General features: G+C 45.1%; 24 protein-coding genes and 1 tRNA gene. 16 read left to right on the forward strand and 9 right to left on the reverse strand.

The window, feature by feature from the left end:
• Positions 1-33: 33 nt before the first annotated feature.
• Positions 34-918, reverse strand: coding sequence for a LysR family transcriptional regulator (locus CLC91_RS12885; RefSeq protein ID WP_095500514.1), 885 nt, complete (start codon positions 916-918; stop codon positions 34-36).
• A 138-nt stretch (positions 919-1,056) separates the two neighbouring features.
• Here CLC91_RS12885 and CLC91_RS12890 point away from each other — a divergent pair, with 138 nt between their 5' ends.
• The 3 genes from CLC91_RS12890 (at position 1,057) to CLC91_RS12900 (ending at position 3,945) form a co-directional block, all read left to right on the forward strand.
• Positions 1,057-1,677 carry a glutathione S-transferase family protein gene (locus CLC91_RS12890; protein WP_095500515.1) on the forward strand — a complete coding sequence of 207 codons (621 nt, stop codon included), beginning with the start codon at positions 1,057-1,059 and terminating at the stop codon, positions 1,675-1,677.
• 256 nt (positions 1,678-1,933) lie between these two features.
• Positions 1,934-3,628, forward strand: coding sequence for an FAD-binding oxidoreductase (locus CLC91_RS12895; protein WP_095500534.1), 1,695 nt, complete (start codon positions 1,934-1,936; stop codon positions 3,626-3,628).
• Positions 3,629-3,750: 122 nt separating this feature from the next.
• The gene (locus tag CLC91_RS12900) at positions 3,751-3,945 is read left to right on the forward strand and encodes a helix-turn-helix transcriptional regulator (RefSeq protein WP_000127614.1); all 195 of its coding nucleotides are present in this window, start codon (positions 3,751-3,753) and stop codon (positions 3,943-3,945) included.
• Between the two features lie 16 nt (positions 3,946-3,961).
• Here the strand turns inward: CLC91_RS12900 and CLC91_RS12905 are convergent, their stop codons facing one another.
• The 3 genes from CLC91_RS12905 to CLC91_RS12915 are packed head-to-tail and all read right to left on the reverse strand — an operon-like array spanning position 3,962 to position 6,451.
• Complete coding sequence (locus CLC91_RS12905) at positions 3,962-5,203, reverse strand: tyrosine-type recombinase/integrase (protein WP_022614392.1); 1,242 nt, start codon at positions 5,201-5,203, stop codon at positions 3,962-3,964.
• 1 nt (position 5,204) lies between these two features.
• Positions 5,205-5,474: a hypothetical protein gene (locus CLC91_RS12910; RefSeq protein WP_022614393.1), complete on the reverse strand. Its 270-nt coding sequence runs from the start codon at positions 5,472-5,474 to the stop codon at positions 5,205-5,207.
• 2 nt (positions 5,475-5,476) lie between these two features.
• Positions 5,477-6,451 carry a ParM/StbA family protein gene (locus tag CLC91_RS12915; protein ID WP_022614394.1) on the reverse strand — a complete coding sequence of 325 codons (975 nt, stop codon included), beginning with the start codon at positions 6,449-6,451 and terminating at the stop codon, positions 5,477-5,479.
• 482 nt (positions 6,452-6,933) lie between these two features.
• Here CLC91_RS12915 and mobI point away from each other — a divergent pair, with 482 nt between their 5' ends.
• On the forward strand, positions 6,934-7,359 hold the full coding sequence (gene mobI / locus CLC91_RS12920; RefSeq protein ID WP_002025988.1) for a conjugative transfer protein MobI(A/C): 426 nt from the start codon (positions 6,934-6,936) through the stop codon (positions 7,357-7,359).
• Between the two features lie 10 nt (positions 7,360-7,369).
• On the opposite strand, the gene CLC91_RS12925 is transcribed toward mobI, so the two are convergent.
• A complete protein-coding gene (locus CLC91_RS12925; RefSeq protein ID WP_143812013.1) occupies positions 7,370-8,056 on the reverse strand; it encodes a DinB/UmuC family translesion DNA polymerase in 687 nt (228 codons plus the stop codon).
• A gap of 29 nt (positions 8,057-8,085) precedes the next feature.
• On the opposite strand from CLC91_RS12925, the gene CLC91_RS12930 reads away from it, so the two are divergent.
• The 6 genes from CLC91_RS12930 to CLC91_RS12960 all read left to right on the forward strand — a co-directional run bounded on the left by CLC91_RS12930 (position 8,086) and on the right by CLC91_RS12960 (position 16,329).
• Positions 8,086-8,162, forward strand: a tRNA-Arg gene (locus tag CLC91_RS12930).
• 139 nt (positions 8,163-8,301) lie between these two features.
• A complete protein-coding gene (locus tag CLC91_RS12935) occupies positions 8,302-9,678 on the forward strand; it encodes a tyrosine-type recombinase/integrase (RefSeq protein ID WP_095500517.1) in 1,377 nt (458 codons plus the stop codon).
• 566 nt (positions 9,679-10,244) lie between these two features.
• Positions 10,245-13,016, forward strand: coding sequence for a hypothetical protein (locus CLC91_RS12945; protein ID WP_095500519.1), 2,772 nt, complete (start codon positions 10,245-10,247; stop codon positions 13,014-13,016).
• A gap of 3 nt (positions 13,017-13,019) precedes the next feature.
• On the forward strand, positions 13,020-13,640 hold the full coding sequence (locus CLC91_RS12950) for a hypothetical protein (protein ID WP_095500520.1): 621 nt from the start codon (positions 13,020-13,022) through the stop codon (positions 13,638-13,640).
• On the forward strand, positions 13,637-14,092 hold the full coding sequence (locus CLC91_RS12955) for a hypothetical protein (RefSeq protein WP_095500521.1): 456 nt from the start codon (positions 13,637-13,639) through the stop codon (positions 14,090-14,092). Before CLC91_RS12950 ends, CLC91_RS12955 begins: the two co-directional genes overlap by 4 nt.
• Complete coding sequence (locus tag CLC91_RS12960) at positions 14,086-16,329, forward strand: AAA family ATPase (RefSeq protein WP_095500522.1); 2,244 nt, start codon at positions 14,086-14,088, stop codon at positions 16,327-16,329. Before CLC91_RS12955 ends, CLC91_RS12960 begins: the two co-directional genes overlap by 7 nt.
• Here CLC91_RS12960 and CLC91_RS14995 read toward each other — a convergent pair.
• From CLC91_RS14995 to CLC91_RS12970, 3 genes are all read right to left on the reverse strand, one after another.
• The gene (locus tag CLC91_RS14995) at positions 16,324-16,497 is read right to left on the reverse strand and encodes a hypothetical protein (RefSeq protein WP_158220745.1); all 174 of its coding nucleotides are present in this window, start codon (positions 16,495-16,497) and stop codon (positions 16,324-16,326) included. The two genes, CLC91_RS12960 and CLC91_RS14995, sit on opposite strands and share 6 nt — an antisense overlap.
• A gap of 116 nt (positions 16,498-16,613) precedes the next feature.
• Positions 16,614-17,144: a hypothetical protein gene (locus CLC91_RS12965; RefSeq protein WP_095500523.1), complete on the reverse strand. Its 531-nt coding sequence runs from the start codon at positions 17,142-17,144 to the stop codon at positions 16,614-16,616.
• A complete protein-coding gene (locus CLC91_RS12970; protein ID WP_095500524.1) occupies positions 17,144-17,941 on the reverse strand; it encodes a site-specific integrase in 798 nt (265 codons plus the stop codon). The genes CLC91_RS12965 and CLC91_RS12970 overlap by 1 nt, the downstream gene beginning before the upstream one ends.
• 1,055 nt (positions 17,942-18,996) lie before the next feature.
• On the opposite strand from CLC91_RS12970, the gene CLC91_RS12980 reads away from it, so the two are divergent.
• The 5 genes from CLC91_RS12980 (at position 18,997) to CLC91_RS12995 (ending at position 22,565) form a co-directional block, all read left to right on the forward strand.
• Complete coding sequence (locus CLC91_RS12980) at positions 18,997-19,350, forward strand: hypothetical protein (RefSeq protein WP_095500526.1); 354 nt, start codon at positions 18,997-18,999, stop codon at positions 19,348-19,350.
• 121 nt (positions 19,351-19,471) lie between these two features.
• Positions 19,472-19,906, forward strand: coding sequence for a hypothetical protein (locus tag CLC91_RS12985; RefSeq protein WP_095500527.1), 435 nt, complete (start codon positions 19,472-19,474; stop codon positions 19,904-19,906).
• Between the two features lie 388 nt (positions 19,907-20,294).
• Positions 20,295-20,690, forward strand: a complete 396-nt coding sequence (locus CLC91_RS14915; protein ID WP_143812015.1) for a hypothetical protein — start codon at positions 20,295-20,297, stop codon at positions 20,688-20,690.
• A 106-nt stretch (positions 20,691-20,796) separates the two neighbouring features.
• Positions 20,797-21,417, forward strand: coding sequence for a CueP family metal-binding protein (locus CLC91_RS12990; RefSeq protein ID WP_095500528.1), 621 nt, complete (start codon positions 20,797-20,799; stop codon positions 21,415-21,417).
• A gap of 143 nt (positions 21,418-21,560) precedes the next feature.
• Complete coding sequence (locus tag CLC91_RS12995) at positions 21,561-22,565, forward strand: DUF4382 domain-containing protein (RefSeq protein ID WP_095500529.1); 1,005 nt, start codon at positions 21,561-21,563, stop codon at positions 22,563-22,565.
• A 144-nt stretch (positions 22,566-22,709) separates the two neighbouring features.
• Here CLC91_RS12995 and CLC91_RS13000 read toward each other — a convergent pair whose 3' ends face one another.
• Positions 22,710-23,180, reverse strand: a complete 471-nt coding sequence (locus CLC91_RS13000) for a methyltransferase family protein (RefSeq protein WP_095500530.1) — start codon at positions 23,178-23,180, stop codon at positions 22,710-22,712.
• Between the two features lie 88 nt (positions 23,181-23,268).
• Here CLC91_RS13000 and CLC91_RS13005 point away from each other — a divergent pair, with 88 nt between their 5' ends.
• Positions 23,269-23,706, forward strand: coding sequence for a MerR family transcriptional regulator (locus CLC91_RS13005; RefSeq protein ID WP_095498759.1), 438 nt, complete (start codon positions 23,269-23,271; stop codon positions 23,704-23,706).
• The last annotated feature ends 6 nt before the right edge of the window (positions 23,707-23,712 follow it).

Raw genomic sequence — 23,712 nt, forward strand, 5'->3', positions numbered from 1 at the left:
CGTGGAGAATCATGACAAGCAAGAATAAACCTATTACTTTTTAAACCAAGATACAAGATGATCCACTAGGGCTCTAACTCTTGCTGTTAAATGTCGGTTTTCAGGATATACAACATATAATCCCATTGGTTCCACCTCCATATCTTCGAATAGCAATTCTAGCTCACCCGATTTGACATGATGTTCTACGGCGTAATACGGTCCAATTCCAATGCCTAAAGCACCAATAGACATATTGGTAATTGCCCGCGGAGAGTCTGTATTAAAAGTTCCGGATACTGGGTAAGAGACGATTTGGCCATCGATATTAAAGTGCCAATTTTTCGAATCATTGGAGCTGCGAAAAAGAAGGCAGTTATGATGAATTAGCTCTCTAGGATGTGAGGGACGGCCATTTAAACTCAGATAATCTGGAGAAGCAAAAAATACTACCCGCATATCCTTTAGTTTACGCGCTATTAAATTCGAGTCTTGTAGTTTACCAAATCTTATCGCAATATCGACGCCCTTTTCCACTACGGCAATATGACTATCTGATAAGAGTAATTCAACTCTTACTTCTTTGTGCTGCTTTTGGAAAGCGAGCAACGGCTCTATCAATTCTTTGCTTCCAAACCCCGTAGATGCTGTCAATCGAATCGACCCAGAAAGCTCTTTTTGGCGGTGCTGTATCAAGTCTTCTAGTTCATCAAACTGTTCTAGCATAGGTAAGCAACGCTCATAGTAAGCGCGCCCTGTTTCAGTTAATGTCACGCTGCGTGTAGTTCGATAAAAAAGTTGTGCATCCAGTCTGCTTTCAAGTTGTCGGACATACTTACTTGCTAGCTTAGTACTCAGGTTCGATTGCTTTGCCCCTTGAGTAAAGGATGTATGGCGCGCCACATTAACAAATACACGCATTGCTTCAATAGTGTCCATATAACTTTCCCTTCTGAATCTCAAAGTCGCCATTATCTATAAAATGTACATTATCTTTGTATGAATAGGTAGATTATATCCTACTTAAAACCTTATATACTCATTTCATACACAAACAAATCAGCTTAGGAGTCCACAATGTCAAATGGCATTCGTATTCACAGTTTTCCATTGTCGGGGCACGCACACCGCGTGGAATTATTTGCAAGCATTGCCCGTATTAAACACGAAATTATTCATGTTGATCTTCCATCTGGTGAGCACAAAAAGGAGCCATTTTTAAGGCTAAACCCTTTAGGGCAAGTTCCAGTCATTGAGGACGGCGAGGTTGTCATCAGCGATTCAAATGCCATTCTTGTTTACTTGGCTCGTCGATATGCTCCAGACTTTTTTCCTTCAGACCCAGTGCTAGAAGCAGAAGTGCAAAAGTATTTAACACTAGCTGCTGGTGAGATAGCTTTTGGCCCAGCTGCTGCCCGTCTGATTACAGTTTTTAATGCGCCATTGGATGCTCATTTTTGCCAAGTTATTGCTGAAAAGGCACTGACCAAACTCAATACTCTAATTGGAACCAAAGACTTTTTGGTTGATGGTAGACCAACTATTGCAGATATCGCCGTCTATTCATACGTGGCTCATGCACCTGAAGGAAACATTTCGCTAGACAAGTACCCGAATATACTACGCCTGCTAAGCAATATTGAGAATCTTGATGGTTTCAAAGCGATGCCTCGCACCGCTGTTGGGCTTTATGCCTAGCATGAGTGTTTGGCGTTAGAGTCGTTAAGATAAGACAGCTAATACAAGAGCTGAATAAGTTAGAGTAGTTAAGCGAAGGGCCATTGAGAGATTTAGTCAGCAGGTAGTGACACTCACTTACTTAAGTGCCACTACCTGATTTTGAATCAATTTCCATTTCATGATTGATAATAATAGGAGCAGCGCCGCAAAGATTCCTATTAATTTAAAAACTATGAAGCACGCCAATAAACTAACGGAAGACACAAGAGGTTTTATGTCTGATTCATCTTATCATCCTGGAGAACTAGCCGCTCAAGATAAAGCGGGAACCAGAGGTGTCGCTGCTGAACTTGCGGTGGGTAAGCATAGTGCCCTTAGTTTTGCTTCTGGTCATGACGTGTTTTTAGCTGCTCAGTCATTTGCCGCGCTCGCCAGTGTTGATTTGAAAAATGAGTCTGTATGGGTAACTCCTTTATTTGGCCAATCAGGTGATTTGGCAGCTATATCAGAAAAGGAAATAGCTATCTCTAGAGACTGTATTCCAAATTTAGACATGCTTAATTTTATAGAGCCTGGTACGCCATTGTCCTTGCTAGGTATAGATCTAAACCGAAGAATTAGGCACCGAATTAACGGATATACTATTGCAGGAGGAGACAACGGTAAACATAGTGTTTCTTTGCAAGTTACTGAATACACACCTAATTGTCCTAAGTACATTAATCGTCGAGATATAATTCCAGCTTCAGACGGCACGCCTTCGTTAAACAAAAATGCTAGGGCTGAAACTCGTACAAGGCTTACAGAGGATGATCAAACATTTGTCCGAAAAATGGATACCTTATGGATAGGTACTTACGCACCAGGCATAGGTGCTGACTGCAATCATAGAGGAGGCAAACCTGGTTTTATTCGAGTCATATCGCCCTCCACAATAGAGTGGCCAGAGTATAGAGGGAATGGAACGTTTTTCACCTCTGGCAATCTGGAATCTTATGATAGAGCTGGGGTGACACTCGTTGATTTTGAGTCTGGCAGCATTATTCAAATGACTGGTCGTGCAACGGTCGACTGGGAGCACGATGGCTGTTACGAGGGAGCTTCAAGAAAAATAGTTTTTCACATTACAAATTTGGTTCGAATGAATGAGATAACCAATCATCGTTGGAAGCGTTTAGATTATTCGCCATACAATCCTGTAGTGTCAGGTACAGGAAACGTCGACACTGAAAGTGAATACCCACAAGTGGCAACCTTGGCTAAAATCGTTGACGAAACCGAAAATGTTAAAACGTTTCGTTTTGTGATACCGAGACGTATCGCATTTCTTCCGGGACAATATGCAACTTTTGAGTTTAATAATATTCCCGGTGGTGAGGCTATCGAAGTTCGCACTTGGACGCTTTCGGAAACACCCAATAGTATTAACGGTGATAACACATTAGATATTACCGTAAAACGTATGCCAAATGGATTGGTAACAAATTGGCTACATGACTATGCAGAAGTTGGGATGGAGGTCAAGTTACTTGGTATTCAAGGTGAGATGACTGCGGTGTCCGTTGATGAAAATACGCAAAAGCCTACAGTGCCTAAGCACTTATTGCTATTGAGTGCAGGTATTGGTATTACACCTAACCTAGCAATGATTCGAGGGATTGGAGCCTTTTCGTTGCAAGACCAAACCGACATAACCATGATTCACATAGAAAGATATGAAAAAGATCTTATTAGTCAATCAGAGCTGCTTCGACGTTCAAAACAGTATCCCCACTTCCAATACATCCATGTGATCAGCAGTAAAGAGGGTCGTTTAACAAAAGGGGCTTTGAAAAAAATGGTGCCAAATACTGCTAGCCAGCAAGCATATGTATGTGGACCAACACAATTTATGAGAGATATGACAGAATACTTGGTCTCAATAGGCGTTCCTGCTGGACAGGTTCATACTGAGAGTTTTGAGTTCTAGTTTAATAATTACAATTGCTTTTATACATGCTGATCTTCTGAACAAATCATGCATCTTTCTGACCATCAACAAGTGATGAATCAGGCGATGATAGCTTTACATTGATTTTCAGGAGAATGCAGATGACAGCAGTAGCGCACCAGGTAACCCCTTTTCTAACATCTTACGAAGTGATGGCTCGTTACCACATTAGCTATACGACGCTCTGGCGAAGAATAAAAGATGGCAGCTTGCCGCAACCTCGTATCAACCGAAATACACGAAACAAGCTGTGGCACATTGAAGACCTAGAAGAGTATGAGAAGAAAGAGGACTGAGCCTCTTTCTTTTATTTTATTGTCCGAAACGCCAGTTGAACGGAAAGCCTGTCGGCTCGATGATGGTCTCTAGCTGTTGATACCAAACGTCGTAAGCATGACGCATTTCATCCAGGTACTGATATTGGTTGTAGATAGCATCCAACCCTTTTTTGCTGTGGCCAATCATCAACTCGGCAACTTCTTGCGTCGTGATGGCCGACATACGCGTTCGCATCGTTCTGCGAAGATCATGCATAGACCAATGTTCCATCTCAATACCAAGCGACCTGCGAGCCCAGATTTTCACATTGTTAGGAATAGTGGTATCAAAGCCATTTGTGGCAAGCTCATCTTGTCCGTTCGCGGGAAACAGGTAAGTTGATTTACTCATCTGCATCGCCAGTTCAATCAGCTCTATAGCAGGTTTAATCAATGGCCGCATGATTGGCGCTCCAATTTTCTCACCTTGTTTGCGGATCTCTATAGGCACTGTCCACATTGCAGATTGCAAGTCAAAGTGATGCTTTTCAGCTTGAATGAGTTCTCCCTTGCGACCGCCCAATAGCAGAAGCAATTTAATGTAGATGCGGTTCTTCTCAGTAATTTTTGACTCGTGCAAATAGCGCCAAAGTATCCTGATCTCGTTATCGTTTAGCACCCGAGTTCGTTTACCTTTCTTACCACCAACCTTCTTTGCTGTGATCCCAGCAGCAGCGTTAATTTCCAAAATCTGTTCATCTATCAGCCAGTCATAAAACTTATGCAGCACAGAAACTAGGCGTTCTGTGTTTGAAGGGGACGACTCCGAAACCTCACGAAGACAGTTTCTTAAGGACAATTCATTGATGTCAGTTAATGGGTACTTGCCAAGTCGGGGCAGCAAATATATTTCACTGCTTCGTTTTTGGTAGTGCCACGTTTTCTCCTTTAGCCCTTGCTTACCGGCAGAGTCTATCCAGTCTCGAAAAATCGATTCGAAGCTTTGGTTGGCAGAATACTTGGCCCGTTCCTGCTGTAGGTAGAGCTTGGGGTTTCTGCCCTGATCAAGTACCGCCCTTAACCTATCCAGCTCATTCCTAGCTTCAGCAAGCTTCATAAGTGGGTAAGTACCTATGTCTACCCGCTGTTGCTTGCCATCAAACCGATAACGAAACTGAAAAACAATTTTGCCCTTGGGCGATACCCGAGCACTTAGCCCATCTCGGTCGGCTTTTACTACGGTTTCTTTTGCTTCTTTATTTAACCTGGCATCGAGCCAGCTAACTGATAACGCCATGTTATAAGCCCAGCCCTAGTTTTGATTTTAATGATTGTTTACGTGATTCTGCTTTGGGTTCTGGCGCTGTACTCACAGAAGTAATTTCAACTTCTGGAGCATGGCCATCCACCGGTACAGATGCCGTGGATAGATTGGGTTGGCTCATGTGAATTAACCCAAAGGTGGCCAGCATCCGCAGACGCTCAGCGCGTTCTCGTGGCGGCGTCTTTTCCAATTCTTTGAGCAGTTCAGGGTGGCTCCCTGGGGGAATGTTGACGACAACTCTCATAATCAGGCCCCATAAAACCAGAAGCCTCGGACGTTCGCCAAAACAGACTGTTCCGGCACGATGATCTTGCTTCGTGAAAAAATCTCCTTGGCCGCTTCCTTATAAGCCAAGGCTCCACCTCCGGCGATCAATACCAAGTCCGCATTAATGCTTTCGTCGCGCATAGATTGGCGCATGGCTGTAAGAGCGACAGGCGCTACCTTTTTCATGGCAGCATTCAGATAAGGTGAAATATCGACTTTTTCTCCAAATAGCAGGACCTGCAAGTCGCCTGTTCTCATGGCTTTTTCAAGTCGATCCATTCCTACTTTGGCACCGTGATCTTCTGAAATCAGCTTATCAATGGTTTCCAGTAGCACGGACATTGCCTGAAGGCTGGTTCCTGAAGAGCTGTAACGAATTTCTCCGGCCTCAAGAGCAACCCAATCAACAGAAAAGAAGCCGGGGTCTATGACGACGACGCGACCTTCTTCAATTAAGCCCAAATCACCACCTGTTTGAACCAGATCCATATAGGCACCGGCAGGCTGCGGCAGCACTTTGACGTCATGAACGGTGATGCTGCGCTTAGGCGTCACTTGATGAACACCTTTTAAACGCTTCACAAGGTCAGACTTACGTTGTGGTTCATGAAACTGGGAAACCGGTAATCCAGTGACAACCAAATCGATGGACTCTGTTTCAGCCATTAACAAGGCGGCATGAAAAAGCGCCCTATAGGTTTTTGTGGTGGGATATTCCGGGTGGAGCTCTCGTTCCCAGCCTTGAAGGCGTCCAGCAGGAACACCAGCGGCCCAGCGCTCATTATCGACAGATACATACAAACAAGTGTCATCATCGCCTCCACCGATACGCTCTGGCATACGATCCGCAGGACCGGCACCCGCAGGTAGAATAATGGTTTTCGGTTCACTACCTGATTGGCCAATTGCCAGCTTCAGGTTTGAGTAACCGATATCTACGCCTAGTACAAACATACTTATCTCCTGTGCACTCAAAGTGCTCTAACGGTTTTCAATCAACCGCACTGGTCACGCTTGGGCTTTTCCAAGTGCTCTGGCGGTTCACTCAAATGTCATTATCAGGATTCGGTGCACTGGCGGTGGGCAGAAAGGTGACAAATCCTTTCATCTATCTGCCTATTGCATTTTCGCAAAAGTATGAGAATAGGCTCTGCTTGGCGGCTGGTGACCTAGCCAAAAAAATCGAGACGCCAAACGTCGTTTGCATTCTGGCCTGAACTTGCCAAACGGTTTGTATCTTCATGGCGATACGTCTTTTTAGGTGTTTTTAAGTGAAATCGGCCTGTATCCCTTGTCAGGTATGGGATTGCGCGAGTTGATTTATATCGAGACGCCAAACAGTGATTGTTACGGCAGTTTTACGTTTGGCGTTTCGATCCAAAAGCCAAACGGATAGTGGTTTTGGCTTTTGGGGTTAATTGGGTGAGGAAATTGGTTTGGTAGAAATCGTCAATGAACAATGGAAAGCAGAGGTATCAGATTTACTTCAGCAAGAAACGGACAGGCTAAAAGCACTGGCAAGAGCTGAAGTTGATGACTTTTGGGTTACCCATTACAAGGTTCGAGAGAATGAGCCCTTTAAAGATTGGGGCCTGCTTGGTGTCCGTATCAGAGACTTTAAGTATGGCTTTGGCATAGAGTGGTACATCAACAGTTTTCACGGTCAACGAGGCAAGCGCGTGGTCTTTAGTAAGGGACTGCGTATTTCAAAGACGAAGCTGAGATACGCATTTTTGGACTGCCAAGGTTTGGCCAAAGAATGGGAGCTAGCGCTGGCCATGGAGAAAGAGGAATTCTTCAGTGATATTCGACGCCAAGTTGATAAGCTCAACATGCTGCGTCGCAGAGTGAATGCCTACTGAATTATCGGCGCTACTTCACTCGCGGTAACTGGTCCCAGCGTGTTGTGTAAGCGGGAGACAAATGCTCTCGCTTCATTGACCAATCTTTCTTCGTACCTTGTCCAGCAAAGAAAACCTTTCCGGCACCGCTTTGATTAATAGTGTCCAATACAGACATCAGCTGCTGGCTATTAGAGCGGGTCGATACGTCATCGAATAGTCCTGGTTGAAACATGCCAGGATCGTAAAAGTCAGACAGCATGACGCCCGCTTTGGCATAACGAAAACCATCCTTCCAAATCCGCTTGAGTAAGTGATTGGCCAGCTCGATAAAATCCCGCGTATCGCAACTGGGGATCAGCAACTCACCCGATGCAGAGTTGCTGTACTGCGGCTCGTTGTCCTTAAAGGGGCTGGTTCGTATAAACACGGTCAGCACTTTGGCTTGCTGCTGTTCTTTGCGAAGCTTCTCAGTGGCACGGGTTGCGTATTCGCATACGGCTTCACGTAACAATTCAAAGTGCGTCACTTTTACGCCAAATGAACGGCTACAGACGATTTGTTTCTTAATTGGCGGGATCTCTTCAAGTTCAATGCACGACTCACCATTGAGCTCTCTGACGGTTCTCTCTAAAACCACCGAAAACTGGTCTCTGATGGCTCTAGGTGAGGCATTGGCTAGATCTAAGGCTGTGGTGATACCTAACTTATAGGGCATTATCTGTCTGTGCGCATGAAAATTATTCTGAGGGTGTAGCTCAACAGGATAGAGCAACGGCCTTCTAAGCCGTAGGTTTAGGGTTCAAGTCCCTACATCCTCGCCATAACACTAGTAAATACAGTGCTTTGAAACCGTCACATCTGGGTGTGTGACGGTTTTTTTGTTTACCTGATATTTACATGTGCACACAAGCGCACTAGGATATGTAGCTAAATAGGCAAACATATGGATGTGCGCACGTAATGGGTCTAAAAAAGATTAAGGTTCAGCTCGCGACGGGTAAGTCTTCATTTGCTTTACTGGATTCTGAACACGGACTCGTTGAGCCCTATGGCACCTACATGGATCAGTTAAGCCTTAGCGGTGTCCCCGCCAACACTCTTGAAGCCAAGGCAAGCGATCTGAAGATATTTTTCGAATATCTAGCAGCCTTCAGTAACGCTGAGGAGGTTGCTGCTGCACTCCCCAATCTAGACAGGAACTTTCTGTCAACAGTGATACTAGACTTCCCCAATTACCTGATCTTTGGGAACAAGAACTCTGCCGTTCCTGTAGCCTGGTTTGCAGCAACTAAAAACAACAGAATACCTATCGCCACTACTTCCAGCAATCGAGTAAAGTCCACCGTTAACGGCCTCCTCAAGGACTCCGCTTTGTTTCATTCAAGCCTTCAGTCAATGAAGGCACAGGGCATTGTTAACATCGATGTATCAGCAGAAAACCTGTTTGATGAATTGCTACAAAGGAAAGAATTGAGTCGCGCAGAGCGTCAAGCAATGATGAGTCGCTCTGTATTGGCAGGAGTTATAATGGGCGGTGCTAAATATAGCGACTCTTCCCTGTTCAAATCACGGGTCAGGACTGGTATCAGCAAGGGTACGGGCGCCTATGTTGACAAGGCCCTAACTAGCGTAGAGGCCATTCAGGTGCTGGATGAAGCCAAGTGCTACCGGGATCGTTGTTACTGGTCTTTTCTGTTGGGGACAGGAGCAAGACCCAATGAAGGCTTGACACTCTTACAACAGGATGTGGATCCCATCTCATCCACCGTGCGTTTGGTAGACCCTGCTACCAGGCCTTTGGAATATGTATCCCTATCCAACCCTGAAAATGCCTCCCACAAAGGGCGTGAAGTAGAGGAAGTCTACTTTATCGAACCATTTAGAACGTACTTTTTTGAAAGCCTCCAAAAGTATTTACAACATGAGCGGAAACCCTTCTCATGTGACCACAACTTTCTGTTTATCCACCTTAAGGGTCCCAATAAGGGAAAACCCCAAATTGATGGGGATATGAAAACGCAGCGCAAAGCATTCAAGGACGCCCTTCGTGCTTGCGGTGGCGAAACCAAGAAAGCACTTCATGCATGCAGGCATTTTTACGGAGTTTACTGTCGGAACTTCATTCCGCTGGGTAACGATCGGTTCGGGTTCAACGAAAATACTGTGCAATTAATGATGGGGCACAAAAAAACTGAATCGACCCAGGTGTACACCCTTCCGCCTAGCTATCTATTGAAAGCCAAACTAGACCATGTCAACAGGCTAATCGAAGAGCAAGGGATTAGCTTTGATGCGAACAAAGAGATGAAACTGTTTGATAACAGAAGAGGGCTTTAGTCATATGACTGGTTATTCACAAAGTGACCTAAATCTCTGTATCACTTCCTTTGTTGAGGATCTTACTCTCCTGTGCCAGAAAAACCGGGGCAGAGGCTATCACCCTACCATTACCAAATCTGACCTGTTATTAACTCAATTTCCATGGACAGGTGATCTAGTCGAAAAAATTATCAGGTCATGTGATAACCCAAGCATTTTCAAGGGTTGGTTTTATGATGAAGCAAAGCGGCACCTTGATTGCCCCCTTAGTTCACAGGACCTCGGTCAGTTCAGGGTGATATTCTGTGCACTGATATCAAGTGCTGCTATGAAAAAAATCATCCGAATCAGAGAGAGCTTTCTCTGGAAAGAATCCCATTGGATAGAAGGTGTCGAGAGCAATTCTCCTCTCAAGCACTTATTCAATCCGCTAGGGGTTCAATTTCTATTCCACCGCACAGCTTTGAATCGCGAGAAGGGGGAGAATGCCGGGGTGGAGTTGTGGGATAGTGTCAGTGCTAAGAGTATAAATTACAAAACTCTCAATCGAACCTGTTTGTTGCTAGCCGACATGGTTTGCTGTTATGGCGTGTCGACCCCAAAATGAACTCTCGCCTAAACACCTGAGCGATTTCCTTGCAGACCGAAGGGCCGCGCATCCTTCTACAGGCCTAAGTTGGCGCCCTGTTATAGAAAGACTGATTGTTTGTGGTCTCCTTGACAAAGACTTCGCCAAGGAGGTGGTAACCGCACCACAGAAGAAATTGAGTAGAGCGGATAATAAGAAATATCACTATTTGGTTCTGCGAAACAATCAAGCCGCACGTTTGTCAGGAATCAATGATGAAGACATTACCGTATATGAGAAAATTGCACCGCCTAAGACATTCTTTATTGGCGAGTACAGCTCAGTTTATGGGCGTAGGACTGAATTTAGCCCAGCCTCACTTAATGAGAACTCATTGTGGCGCTCCAGCCAACTAGACTTCGTAAGCGTAGAAAACTGCGAGAAATCCACTTCAAAGTATCGGGCGCAATCACTGCAACTCTTGAACTTTTACCTATTTGACTATCTACCGTGGTTTTTTGAAAACCATGACTCAGTATTTGAATACCCGTCAACTCCTAGCACGTTCTTACCGCATGTGTTTGTGACCAAAAGCGTCGTCATGGATAACTTGATTGATGGAGATGACAGTAAAAAGGTTTACCCCTGTAGTTTTGGTTTGTTCCTACAAAAGGTTATTGAGTCAAACAAGACTCTGAAAGAGCCCGGCAACACTGTGCGAGAAGCCCTTGCGGTCTCACGTCGCTATTTTGACTTTATCATCACTCGCTATGCGCATGTTGATGGGCTGGATGTATCCGTCAACCCGTTAGCTCTAAGCAAGAAGTACCTCGGAAAGAGACGAAGTAAAACTGCCAAAGCGACATTTCCCATAATTTACTGGATTCAATTCCGTATGTTTATGAAGGAGTACACAAAGGCAACTCTAGTAAAATCTGCAAGAATCATTCTTGCAGAACTTGAGGGAGAAAGAGGTGTGGATGGTGTTGATGACGAAGCCAGACGCCTGAAGCGAAAATTGGAAGAATTTTTGAAATTGCCAGGTTTCGAACATCTAAAAAACACAAACCAGCTTAGTTTGGATGCAAGTTCGCCTGTGAATGTTAACGTAAATATAGCCCTGAACGATAAGTTTAAATTTAACATTCAGGACGTAGAGATCCCAGGTGATTACCCTAGAGTAAAGACAATTCTTCTTCCAGGATCGCTTAAGAAGATAGACATACCCAATTATATGAACGCATTGATAATATGCGTGCAATCTTATGCTGGCCAGCGATCTTCTAATGCTGGGTGGATCGATACAGATAACTTTGATGAACACTACGCTTTTACCAATCAAGGGAATGGCTCTGGAGTGGTCCCATTAAGAATCGCAACAGACAAAGTTAATCCCAATGGCCTTGAGAGCCAAATTAGGGAAGAGGTGATGTGGATGTTGCAGTTTGCCCGAGAGCTACGCTCCTGCAACCAGGACCCAAGCTACACAAACCCTATCCCCTATCAAAGCAACCCAAAATCACCAAAAGGTTACTTCAAGCCTCTACTTCAGCTTACGCCTCAGAACAAAGATATCCATACCAATATGGCAATGTTCTTAATACCTTTTGAGGATATGCTCTGTGAGAACAAGGTGGAATTTGACACCATGCTAATGTGGACTCCACACAGGAGTAGCCCTCAAACTCACGTCGTCCAACGAGATAAAGGCGAAGTATCTGACGACTCTGAATTTAAAATATTCTATCCAGAATCTGGCAGTATTCCCGATGTAAACCAGGCAATTCCATTTACTGCATTGCGGCCAAAGACACTCATCACTCCGCACAGTCTTCGTGCCCAGTTAGCAAAAGTTATCAACTTAATGACTGATGATAAAGAGCTAGTTCGCCTTTATACAGGACAAACAGATACTGTTATCGATTATTACACCAAGCCTACCTCTAAGGATGAAGTTGAAATAAAAGAACTGGCATCAGATGCTGATAACGTCGCTAACATCCTAGAGGGGCAAATAAATAAGGAAGACTTAGAGTCTTCTATCGAAAATCGTGGCTATATACCTGGGTTTAGCATGGATCCAACAGCACTGAAGATGCTTCATGAAAAAGGCGGCGTAGGAATCGCTCTAAACTACACGCATATCTGCCCCCATGATAATAGCTGCCCTCAAGAAATTGTCGAAACCATTGGTAGGCACAACTGCTATAAGTGTCCACGGGCCTGCATGTGCACTCATCATCGGGTCGCAATCGGTGTCAAAATAAGGCAGCTGGCGGATGAGCTATCCTGCATACACCAGATGCTTAAAGATAATCTTAGCGATCAGGAGAAGCTTGAGTTGCATTCAAGATTAGAAGAGTTGTACTGCCAAATTAGCCACTGGAAGGTCCGGAAAGACTTTATTGATGCAAACCCTGAAAAGTTTGTCGTCGGTGACAACGCTGTTGCTGAGTACGGAAAAATTCAGATGGATAGCTTTGCAAAGGATATTTGGGCCAGAATGGTGGAGGCTAATGGAGCCCCGTCATTACAAAGCCATAAGTTAAAGATGATGGCCGCAAAAGTATCCATGACTCTAAAAGCAAACATGAATAGAAATAAGCCTCTTTTAGGCCATTCCAAACTTGATGAAATAGATTTGAATCCAGTCAAGAACGTAGTTTCGCAGTTAAATATGTTAGCCTCACTCAGAAATGTGCCGCCAGAGGCCTTGCTTGAAACTGCTCAACATGAACTCGCCAAGTTGGAAGAGAATCTGGCCTGTGAATTACGCTTGGTGGAGTAAATAATGGATAGAACACACATCAGGGTAAAGGCCCTTAAAGACAGTAAGGCTCAACTCGTAGCCGAACGCGCAACGAATATAAAGGCATTGCTAAAGCAATGTGAGGGTACTGAGTTTGCCAATGTCAGCGTCCTCAGTAACCACCTTTCACAGATGTACCTCATAGAGCACAGCGATGTAATTAACCCTGCTACTCTTCGGCGAAACAAAGTATATCGTCCACTGCTTGATAACTTTCTTAAGGGAAAGAAGAAGATCCTGAATGATAACGCCTTGATGCAAGAGCAGGTCTTGCTTTCTGGGTTAGAGATAGCTGACTTGAAGCGAGAAAATAGGCAGTTACTAGAAAGACTGGCAGAAGCGTATAGCGCCACTAAACAACTGGAATTGAAGAACCTAGAGATGAGGTCTCATGGTCACAATGAGGCAGGTGCCAACCCAGACGTGGAGTCGCTGCTTCTTGCCCTCTACAAGGTCGTAAGCCAGGTTGAATACTTCACGCTGCATAAGGACAAAATAACTAACGACGCTGAGTTCTCTGAGGACCAAGCTATTGTGCTGACCAAGGATGAATGCCCGCCATTTTTCGACTGGATGCAGTCACAGGGCAAGGAGGCCATATGAGTCAGGCTAAGGGAAGCGTCAATGTAAGTCTCATGGAGGCGTTTATCGCCGAAAGGAATGCCAATGGTGACTGGGATGACTTTATAGGCAGGAACAAGCGCCAGCTTAACGTGACCAGGGTTGCTGAGTATGCGGGCCTAGTAAATCGCAAGGTCATTTCAGGAAAGAATGCTAATCCTACCGTTAGCAAGCTCTTCCACGAAGCTGAAGAGATGCTGAGGGAGCAAGGCTACTTCAAAGAGGACACTCGAACAGATAGCGAGAAGGCTAACGATGAGCAAAAGAGTATGGGGGACGCTATTGCTGCAAGCCGTGCCAAGGTCACATCCGAGTCCAACGCAGCACTACAACAAGAAAACTTCGACCTGAAACAGAAAAACAAAGAGCTGTTGGATAAACTCGAAAAGCTCCAAGCCATTGAAAGTTACATGGAGCGAACTGGACGATGGTGATAGGCAGCAAGGCGACCAGCGCTGTGAAGTTCGCCTGCGAGTTGATAATTAGAAAGATACGCCACACTGGTGCTCAGGGTGGAGTTATCTTTTCGGGTGTTGCCACAGACGGTAGCAACCAGCGGTATGTAGTCAAAGCTAGTTACAAGCTTGCCCCTGCTCCAAAACTTTTTAGGCCAGGCCACAAGTGGTCTGTAAGCGGCTCTGTGTCCGAATATGTGGTCAAGCTTCGCGATGGCAGTACCAGGACGGAGATGCAAATCACTGCTGACTCACTGGTTTTTTTGCGTGCCGACAACGACAACATTGAGCAGATGCTGAGAAGCATTGAGGGGGTCGGTGAGTCAAAGGCCAAGAACCTTGCTAAAACCCTTGGCGCTCGTATAAATCAAATAGCAATGGCAGAGGATACGTCGGAGCTAGAAGAGCACTGTTCCCCCCTCATCGCTGCAAGGATTGTTCAGGTGGTTCGAGAAAGCGAGGTGTTCCCAGCCCTTCAGTTGTTTGATGAATGTGGCATCCCAACCCACCTGGCCTCCCAAGCTATCAAGATCTGGAAGCACAAGTCATACGAAATATTTTCGACGAACCCATACTTTCTCTCAGCATTTGAACCCAGCATGAAGCTATTGGATGAAGTGGCTATCAAACGCTTCGGTTTTGAGAAAGACTCACCAGAGCGACTCATTGCATTCGTTAAGTCGGCCTTGTTCAATGCTTTTGAGCAAGGCCACACATGTCTTCCTACAAAAAAACTGAAAACTCGTCTTACACACATGCTTGGGGATCAGGAGATTGCAAGCCGTGCTATCGAATCTGCGATGGCCCAAGGCGAGATTGAGCAAAGAAGCGATCTTATCCAGGTCAGCAGCATGGTCACCATTGAGTCATCGGTAGCCAAGAACAGCGCGAAGCTCCTTTCCCGATACTTTGATATACCCGATCACACGATCCAGTCTTCTATCGATAAATATCAGAGCGGCATTATTTTTCCACTAACCGATGAGCAGAAGGCAGCTATTAGCGTCTGCGTTAAGAGTGGTATTTCACTTCTGACCGGAGGGGCCGGGTGTGGTAAGACTACCGTTCTGGAGGGGATTTGCGCTGCTTTGGAAGACTCTCAGCAAACCAGTAAGATTTATCTAATGGCTATCTCTGGCCAGGCCGCTAAGCGGATACAGGAAGCTACTGGTAGGGATGCCATGACTATCGCTGCATTTCTTTACCATGTGGATAGCGAGGATATACCAGAGGATGCAACCATCATTGTCGACGAGGGCTCTATGGTAGACACCTTGGCACTAAACATGATCCTCAAGCGCGTTCCAAGTAAAGGACGATGCTTGATTGCCGGTGACCCAGAGCAGTTGTCACCAGTCGGCGTTGGCCTGACGCTCCACAAGATGGTTGACTTACCGTTCCCCAATCCTCACCTGTCCGCTGTAAAGCGCCAAAGTTCGGCCTCTGGCATTCCTCAGGTAGCTACCGCCATCAGAAATTACGATGGTGACTGTGAAGTTGAGTTTGCTGATTACGATGGAAAAGGCTCAGGCGTCAGTTTCATTGAGGTTCCCGATCACCTGATTACATCCAAAGTGATTGAGCTCTACTCAGCTCTCGGTGGTGATGGAGAGAGCAATGATGTCTTGATCCTTTCTCCAGTGCGCAACCATTCCGGCGGTGTGGTGGACATCAACCGGAATATCCACGACAAGGTTGCGAAGAGTGATAACAGACTCTTATTCGACACGGCTGGCTTCAAGGGCGTCAACGCTCTGATAGATGGCGTACCCTTGTGTGTTGGCGATCTTATCATGACCCGTAGGAACGATTATGAGCGCGGTTTTAGGAATGGGTCGATTGGCAGGGTGACCTCATTCGACAGCGGTTCTCAGGCAATTCAGGTGGACATGGAGGGGGTGGACGTAATTATGTCGTTCGCTGATACCCCTATCTTGAACATGGCTTACGCTACTACCGTCCACAAGTCACAGGGTTCGCAGTATCCGAGGGTGATCATTGCCGTGAAGGAATCACGCCTCCTTGACCGTCACTTATTCTATACAGCCGTTACTAGGGCTAGAGAGCAGGTTGTTATCGTTGGCGATCGAAAAGCTTTTACTAAAGCTTTGAGTAAGTCTAAGGCATTCGCCAGACATACCCTGCTAGATGTGCACCTGTCCGAGTGCCACGCCAACCTGAATAAGAACGAGCCCCAAGGCCCGCAGGGCCTATAAGGCAGCGCTCGGTGGTCTTACATCCCTCAATGCTGGCACGCCGGCACTAGGCCGAAGGCCGTCTCGGGCGCTTTCGGCAGAGACCAACTTGCGCAGCGCGCCCCCTGCAAGACCGTTTTTTTGTTTTTCAAGAGGTTCCCACCACCCTTGCTGTAAAAAATAGACCATAGATGTCAAGCTCCTCTTCAACACACCGCCAAACCGCGATCTGACAGTCTAAAATCATTATTTAATCAACAATCTCTAGTTGAGTCTAAACATACAACTAGAAAACGGATTTGTGTCTAAATTTCTAACTCACGTTTCTTGAGTTCAACTACATTGTTGAACTGTTTAGAACTTGAAATTCTGAGTTCATGATCTTGAGGCGGTAACCTCTCCCAAAGGGCGGTATATAACTCATCGGCCTGTTCTATATAAAATTTAAGAAGCTCATCTTTTTTATGTAGTTCGAGCGACAGTCGATCTACTTTTTCACCGAGATCCGCTTTCTGCTTTCTGAGAGATCGAACATCTTCTTTTAGTTTCAATACCAACTTCGAATTGGGCGTTTCGGAACTTGACGTAGCGTCATCGCAATACAACCTCTCTGATTCTGCTTGCTCAATTAGAATAAATAGATCTTCGTGTCGTTTCAGCGCACCATTCGAGAGACCGGCCTCCTGTTCGACATTAGTTCTATTGATCTTTATGGATTTGCCGTTTTTTGCTCGGAGCAGGAGGTTTGGGTTGGTTATATCCCCAGATTTCAACCTTGATATTGCGGCTTTTAAAATGCCTTTCGTGTTATGGTAGTCACGCTGTCTCTTATTCATTAGCTTGCAACCTCAAAATTTATAACTTTGTTTAGGATATCTTCAGGAAAGTCTACTGGCTCAAAATCAAGGCCCAAATCACTCAGAATTTTTTCTGCCGCTTTAACCGTCATAACTTCTTTTGTCGCAGAGCTCGGATTTAGCTCGTTGTTGCGAACCAACAAATCTAAATTTCTTTTGGCTGTCATGATTGCAGTATGGGCATACTGAGCATCCTCTATATAATCAAACTCACACCCAACACACTCTGTAAGATCAATATTAATCCGCATCGAACAAGATGCATTGCTACAGTACATACTTGGAGCAATGGCGTGGATATGTTCCTTTCCACTAACCAGCATTTCCCGCCAATAATCCGTGGAAAGCAACTTATTTGAATCACCTACTTTAAAGTGATTCTTACCATCCATAAAGAGCTCTTTATTCCAGCTCTTAGCTTTCCCTCCAGCTACCGGTTCATCGTTAGCCATCTTGCCATAAAGTCGCGCCAATATTTTCGCCGATTGTTCAACTTTCTCCCGCTCTACGTCATGCCAGATACGAGAGAACTTGATAGCATTCTTAGCATAATGCATAGTCATAGCTAGTGATAAATGACCTAACTGCTGCTTAAGTGCTGGGAATGAACACAATTGATAACCTACTAGATAGTAGGCAAAAGACCTACGAAACTGGTGAGAATTCACTTTCCACTCTTGCCCGGCTTTAAAGCGATGGTTTCCTTCGGAGACATTTAGCGCAGCAATATCTTCATCGTCTAGAACAAAATCGATTTCTAATAGTTCTGCAAACACCTTGGTAGCATAACCAACAAGTTTTTTAGGCGAGGTAACTGGTTCAAAAAATGGTTTGCCAATAGCAGCGAAGAAAGCACCATGATCACCTTTCGGGAAGTATGTGTAGTGGTCAAGTAAAATTGGCCACTACAATAAGGATGTTCAGCTCAATGTAAGGGTTACAGGCAGGATGGGCTAAGACACTGAATGGCGGGTACTGACCCTAAGCAGACGTTCGTTTGTAGGCGAGCAGCAGTGTGAGCTCCCGATTTGTCCAATGCTTCCTTTGAACGCAAAACTATTGATATTATCGATGGTTCGATATAAATACGCTGCTATGTACTTTGAGGGAATACAAATTGAAAAGGATTTTCTGGTTTAGTTTGGTATTGGCTTTTTTGTTCGCCAACGAATATTCGTCCAAGTTTCTGCTAGCTGTATTTGTGGGTAAAATGGGCATCTCTGAAGCCGTTGAACGAACACTTCAGTACGCATCAATACAAAGCTACATATTTTCCGCGAGCTTTCGAGCAATCCCTTTCGTCGCGCTAGGGCTTTTCGCTGCGAAGTCCAGTATTTGGACTACCAGAATCGGTAAGATTGGTGCGTGGAGCATGTTACTGCTAATTACGTCGTTTGTTCTGTATGGTTATTGGGGTATGCAGTATTCATTATTCACTGATGAACGTACTTCCTCTACGTCTGCTTTGGCGGTGATTTGGATACCGATATGGGCTTTACTGTTCGCAGCAATCGGCTGGATGACTTTATTGATCGTATCCAACTTATCTAGGCGGTTTAAAAAAGGGTCGTAACTATGTTTTTACTGCGCAGTTCGCTTCGAAAACCGCCGGGTCTTTAGTCGGTTGCCTAGCAAGAGCGTCAAGTGAACGACTCTGCTCAGTCGAAGGGGCATTGTCGAGAGCTGCGAGAATGGTGAGGCTTAGCCTGGCCCGTAGCGGTCGTTCATAAGCAAGCACAAGTTATAGAATAATGCTCTTTATTCCAGATCTTGTTTGGCCAATAATTCTCCGAGTATTATATATAATCCGTGTAGCAAGCCGTTATATGCCATGAGAAAAGTTGACGCGATTGCCAAGATTAAAAATTCACTTAATGGCTGTGAGCCTCAAATCATTACACCGAAAGGTGAGAGTTATGAGGAACATATTGAGCAACTCTCGAAGCAACTATTTCAGGCAATCATTGAGCCGGTTTCTGTAAAAGTCACCTCTACGATTATCGAGGATGCAGACTTTGATATGTATAGAACAGCAACTGTTTGGGCTATAGCTAGATCAGGTATCAACTGGTTGTTAACTCTCGAAGGGCAGCAGGAGTTTGCACTAGCATTTGGCTCTAACCCTTTAGACTTAAAATTACATGGTTGCTCTTCAAGCGATGCTCTAGCAGAGTGGTGTAGTTAGACATATTACTGGGCGTTTTAATAAGCGGAAACTTTGCAGTCGGCTAGATTCCGCTTCGCTTCGAAGGTTATCGTCAAACAAGCTGCTCCCTCCGAGTGGAGCGTTACGTCACAGGAGTAACATGGAAAGTCGGATAGAAATTTCATCTATATGGGAAGACGAATGTTTGTTCGAAATCAGAATAAACGGGACCAATGGTACTTTTGCAGGGCAAGCTGATTGCTACACCAGTAGAAACGAAATTGAGAAGCTTGGAAAAATATTAGAGAAATTTCCCAGTTCAGTGACTGACACTTTGGAGTTTGCTTCTCGCGCTAAACCAGATCTATCATACTTTTCAATGTCCGGTTTCTGTACCGACAGCTGTGGGCACACGTTGCTCGCAATTACTATTGCTCATATTGTGTCCTTCACAAACGTAAGAGACGAAAACTATAAAGTTAACTTCGACTTAAAAGTCGAGCCCCAATCAATTAATCACTTCGGTAGACAGCTACAGCGCATAGCTGAGGAGCCAATTGGCACTACTGAGGCGGTTCTAAAAAGTGCAATGTAACTAATCCCTAAAGAGAACCATCAATACTTGGTTAATTTTTTGTCGGCTTAGCTTGGCTCTCTGCCGCTTGTAATTCTGTGAAAACGGGAAGCTAGCTAGCAGCGCTCTTGGCCAAAGCGGCCATTGAACCAAAAGTTGCGTTATCGTTATTTCTATTAATTTGAGAAAAACGTGTTGGATTACTGCGAATCAAACGTAAGTTGGGGGCGACAAATTCAACTGTTCGCAAATCTTGTGACGTAGCGCAAACCTATTAGACAAGTTAGATATTATTCTAATTTTGAACCTGCAAAATCATAACTTGATAGCTCTTTGCTTGATTTAGCTGCTAAATTGCAAGCACTAATAAAACCTCTATATCCCCATGCGCTTACTCCTTGCAAATTTAATGATGCTTATTCTGTTGCTGCCGAGCTCGGATAGCCTAGGTGTGCAAGTTCACTCCAGTCAGCTAGATACTAACAGCGGCATTCATATTTTGGGCTACTCGACTGGCTGTAAGCATCACTCCTCCTCAGAAAACCGATATATCAACGAACAGAGTGGCGATTGCTGCTCTAATCATTTCGATTCAAGAATTCCAGCTGCAGAGACCGACAGACCCTGTTGTGATTCTTGCGACAACTGCGAGCACTGCGATTTTCACTTTAATTCAGCGGTTGTCGTTCGCACCGTCATAGCGCCAGCGCCAGACTATAAGAACAATTTCACTTGCAGCGGTAATCAACGCTTTAGCTCTTTGTTATGGGCACCACTAATACCTCCTCCAATCCATCTTCAATAACCCAGTTTAAATCGAGTCATTTACTCGACTTTATGCCATTAAGTGGCAATTTTATTGAAATTTTTATTGATAGTTGCTGACATTTGTTCAGCAGAGGAAGTTTATTATGTTTCGTAACTCTTTGATTAAATCCGCTCTAACCTCTTTGTTATTGGTTCTACCTGCCTATGGCGTTTTCGCTAGCCAAAGCGAGCTCAAGAGTTTTTCTGAGCTTGATCATCACGCTGCCGTAAAACAGGCACACGAATGGTATAAAAACGATCAAGGGATCGTGGTAAAAGTCATGCCAAACGAAGTGGTTGCAACCCAAACAGAGAGCAAGCAAAGCACCTCAGTGGCGATCCCAAAAGATCAATTCTATTTGTCCATCGCACCTTGGATTAACTACACACATCCCTGTACTTATCACGTTCCTACAGGTTGTACCGGAGAGCTAGTTGGGCAAAAAATGCACATGAGCGCGGTTGATGTAGAGACCGGTGAAGAACTGCTAAATCAAATGATTACGACCCAACACGATGGGTTCATAGATTTTTGGGTGCCGCGTAATCGTCGTCTTGAGTTTACTTTCCATCATGGAGATGCCAACGGCGTATACCGAGAGGCGAAAGAGGTGCTGTCGACCTTTGGCGACGCTCGTACATGCATTACCACAATGCAACTCAAAGCCATGAACACGGGTCATTCCAAAACATCAAAACACTCGGGTCACCAAGGCCACCATTAACATTGCAAGCGCTCATAGTTGCTCCAGTTTCAATTGGGCAACATTGGGTTGGCAAACTGTAAACTAAATGATCTCGCGCAACATTAGGCAACCCTAATAGGCGTAAAATATCCCAGCTAATTGGGTCTCTTAGGAGAATTATCGTGAAGAAGTTAATGTTAAGTGTAGCGGTTTTCGGCTTGCTACAAGGCTGTGGCTCAGAGAGCTCAGACAATGAAATCCCCGAAATGTCAAAGGGCACTCTGTCCATAGGTATCTCAGATAGCCCAATGCACTCGATGCAAAAAGTTCAGTTGGAGTTTCATCGATTTCATTACACCGACGCTAGCGGCGTTGAACACCAACACCAAATGTCCGGCGTGCAGATGAATCTGATGGACTATCGCGGCATGGACCGGCACATGGTGATTGATCAGCTGAATTTACCCGCAGGCCAATATCACAACGGCTATTTTGAAATGGTGGAAGGCGATGGCAATCAAGGCTGTTATGTGGATAACGGCACGGGTAGGCACGGACTTCACCTAGAAAATGACCGTATACACCTTGGCGATTTCGAAGTAAGAGCCGGTGACCATCACCGCATGACAATCGAAATGGATTTGTACCGTGGACTGCACGGTAGCGATCAACATCACCAAGGCTATCATTTCCATCAAGACGCCTCCTACAGCGTTGCTGACAATCACATGGGCCACCTAATCGGAGAAGTTGACCCTCAGTGGGTTGAAGATTGTGAAACCAAGAACTCGGCCAATGGGGCGTTAGATAGTAACTTCGGCCACATGGCCTACCTCTATCCTGCAGAAGTAAGCAGCATTGAAAAGATGGCCGACATAAGTGGTGAAAGAAATGATGGTCGTATCGCACCGATTGCAACTGCACCTGTATTTCAAGACCACAATGACGACTGGCACTTCCACATGGGTTTCTTGCCTAAAGGCGAGTATCGGGTCGGCTATACATGCTTAGCACATTTCGACGACGCAAGTGTCGATGATATTGCAAGTGGTCGATTTGAGATGGAGCAAGACGCTGGATCGGTGGTGGTCAACACCGGCGAAAACGGTGGCCATCAAAATGTCATGACCTGTGGCAACGGACACCGAGGCGGTGGTCATGGCGGTCATGGAGGGCATGGGGGCTAAACCTTGTAGAAATTAAGGCGGGCTCTCGAGTCCGCCTTTGCCCTTGAGGATATATCTAAGCCCCAGTAAAACCGCTTTATCGTAGCTGTTAGGTATTTATTGACGGTGGGAGCTACGGACCAAAACAAGTTGAAGCTTGTTAACTTAAATCCATCTTCTTACATCTTTGGCGTACTCTAAATATGATTTTCCAAACTTTCTTGCAAGTAACCGCTCTTCCGTGCAAATTTGAAATCGAGTAATAAAAGCAATAAAAACAGCAACAAATACCAAAGCAACGATGCTGCCCAGATAGAGTCCCCAACCCACTAAACATAGAGTCATACCCAGGTACATAGGGTTACGTGTTAATCCATATATATCATTAGTCACTAATTGATTTGAGGCACTTGGGATACGAGGGTCAACGGTGGTTTGGTGGCGTTTAAAAACTTGTACTCCTCGAAAGATAACAACCAAACCGACCAAGCCAAAAGCCCAACCCGCAATATCCATTACTGGTCCATCAACCGAAAACTGCACTGTAGCGATTGACGCCAAGAACATAAGGACCCCAGTTAAAAGCATCACGACAATTGGCGGAACCTTGAGTTCCAGAGTTGATAAATACGACATTCTCAAACCATTCCCCACTTTCAATGTTCGTTTGGCTTATGTTAAAACCTATAGTAACTAGAGGTTCAAGTACTATTCGCAAAATAAAATGGAACGAAAAGCGCCCCTAATGCCTATTGGACGACTGTCCAAAGCAGCAAACGTGAAAGTACCGACCATTCGCTACTATGAGCAACAAGATCTTATTGCTGCGACGTGTCGTTCGGAAGGTAATCAACGCTTATACTCCGAAAAGGAACTGCAACGCCTCAGATTTATTAAACATGCAAGGGACTTAGGATTTTCACTAGATGATATACGAGACCTAATTTTACTTGAACGACAACCTGAGGGGGCGTGTAAGAGTGCGCATTTAATTGCCGCTCGTCATCTGCAATCCGTTTGCATTCGTTTAGCACAGCTAGAGCGACTTAAGCATGAACTCGAGCGCATGGTGTCGCTGACAGAAAGCGGGGAGGATCAGGGATGTTCCGTTATAGAGGCGCTCGCCGACCATATGAAGTGTGAGGACGAACACCACGACTAGGGCGGA

This window comes from Paraferrimonas haliotis (genome assembly GCF_002282895.1).
GTDB classification, from domain to species: domain Bacteria; phylum Pseudomonadota; class Gammaproteobacteria; order Enterobacterales; family Shewanellaceae; genus Paraferrimonas; species Paraferrimonas haliotis.